Source organism: Kosmotoga sp. (assembly GCF_982836095.1).
On sequence record NZ_CEYIHJ010000228.1, the window covers coordinates 1 to 2,225 of the forward strand.

The 2,225-nt window shown below is 41.0% G+C and carries 1 protein-coding gene; it reads right to left on the bottom strand.

Annotated elements, in window-relative coordinates; all coding sequences use genetic code 11:
• A partial coding sequence (locus tag AC3LHT_RS10485; protein ID WP_488662852.1) for an alpha-2-macroglobulin family protein occupies positions 1-2,172 on the bottom strand: 2,172 nt, incomplete at its 3' end.
• Positions 2,173-2,225 lie beyond the last annotated feature (53 nt).

Here is a 2,225-nt window from a genome sequence, read left to right on the forward strand (position 1 = left end):
TTCTGCGGGAGTATAGCTTTTTCCGGAAAAGCTTATCCAGACAGGTTTGGATGATGATATGTGATATGTACCGGAACTTATTTCAAGAGAATTTGGTTTATCAGGGGTTAACTGAAGGTCAATTCCGTCGCCCTTTATGGTTACCGTTATGTCCTTGCTGAGTTTATCGGCGATATTGTTGAGTATTAAAGTAGCGATACTTGTTGATACGGTTCTTCGCCATCTTCCACCTATGTTTCTTTCCAAAAGTTTGCTGGCAAGATCTGAAATGACTTTTTCATCTAACCTTGCTTTTATCGATGCTTCGAGCAATAGTGACATGATTATATCGTCATCGATTAGATGGTGGAAACTGGTGAAGTTCGGGTTATCCAGATCATATTCAACAAGTATTTGATTCAGGATTTCCGAAGCTTCTGTTGTTTTGCCCATTTCACAGAATGTAAGAGCTAACAACACTTTAGAAGCTGTATTGCTGTTTTTGAAATCTTCGATTCGGCTATCCGGCATCTTGAAAGTGTATCCAAATACGTTGCTGTAAAGTGAATATACATAATTTACCATTGGATTTGATCGATGATGTGAGAGATAATTTATTCCTCTTTCAAGAACGCTTCTGCTGATCTCCATTCCAGCTTTCTGAGCATGATAGAAACCGTACATTACATACGCTGTCATGAAGTCGTTGGAACTGTCATTCTTCCACCAACCCCAGCCGCCGTCATAATGCTGGTAGCCGTACAGTCTTTCAATTCCGGCTTTTAGGTATTCGTTGGTTTTGCTTTTTAAGCTTTCGCTGGCATACTCAAGCAAGTCCCTGGCAGCTATGAGTGGCATAACACGGCTCATTGTTTGCTCCACACAGCCATGGGGGTAAGTCACCAGATATTTTATGCCTTCAAAGAGCAATCTTCCTATTGAGTCGTTTATTATAAGGGTTCCATAGGTATCTTCTGGGACAACAAAATCCATTTCCCCTGTTAAGAAAATATTTTTTCTACTCTCTGAATATATAAAACGGGGTTTTATTGGTATCGAGTTCTCCACAGCATCGTTTATCTCGTCGTTGTAAACAGCGAGAGAGAGTTTGAGCTCTTCGTCTTCTTCAATAGCAGATAGTTCCTTTACCTTGAACCTGAAAGAAAGAGCTGTTGAATCTCCGGAAAGCAGCTCGAAGCTTCCCGCACTGGGCTCTTCGTTTTGCTTGAACAGGTAATTCAACTGAAGGGGCTTGTTGGTGTAGTTGGTTACCACGTAAGTAGCCAGAACCTCGTCGCCCGAAATCAGGAATTCGGGTAAGAAGCTTGTTAAAGTAAGAGGTTTCCAGGTTTCAAAACTGGAAGTCGTGTAAGAGAAACCACCTTTTTTTGTGGAGGAAAGCCCTCTGATAACCCAGCTGTCAAGGTCATCTGGAAGGGTAAAAGTCACAGTCGCTTCACCCTCTTTGTTTGTGAATAATATTGACCAAAGGGCGGTATCGCTGAATTTTTTCCTGTATTCCACGGAAGGGGGTAAAGGGGCTTCGCTTACCACATCTGCTATTTCTCCCGTTTTCATTCCTAAGGTTACTGGAATTTTAGATTCCGCTGCAGTGTAATAGTCCAATGTGTAGTTGATGAGATTAGCTATTGAAGGGTACATATCGTCGTTGTATTTGTCAAGATCGAGTAGTCTGTGTGTAACAGGACCGATTTTAAATCCGGAAGAATAGGTTTCCAGCCAGGTATCTTCTCCTTTTTCGAAAAGTTCCAGAAGGGCACGGGAAATAACAGCGAGAGTAACGGTTGTTTCAAGTGGGTTGTCGTTGTTGTCAGTTACTTTAACTTTTAATGTTGCCTCCTGACCCGGGGTATATCTTTTCTCTGATGTTATGGTTATTTTGTGATCTTTATAATAGTCTTTGACTTCGATGCTCTTTTTGAGGGTCATTGTTTTTGATTTATCCATTGTTACTATGGTGACTGGAAAACTTCCAAATCCGAAGTCTTCAGGAACTTCAAGATAAATGGAATTTGTGCCTTCATGAATTGTGAGGTTCTTGGTAACGATTCTTCCGCCAAAATCTGCGATAAGCCATATGTCAAATATCCCACTGCTGTTCAGCAAAAGCTCAAAGGCCTTGCCAGGTTTTACTGTAGGCGTTTCAGCGATTTCGATGGGTTTTTTGTACACTTTAATATCACTTGTGGATCTAATTAAAGACTTTTCTAAAAAGGCATTGGGTT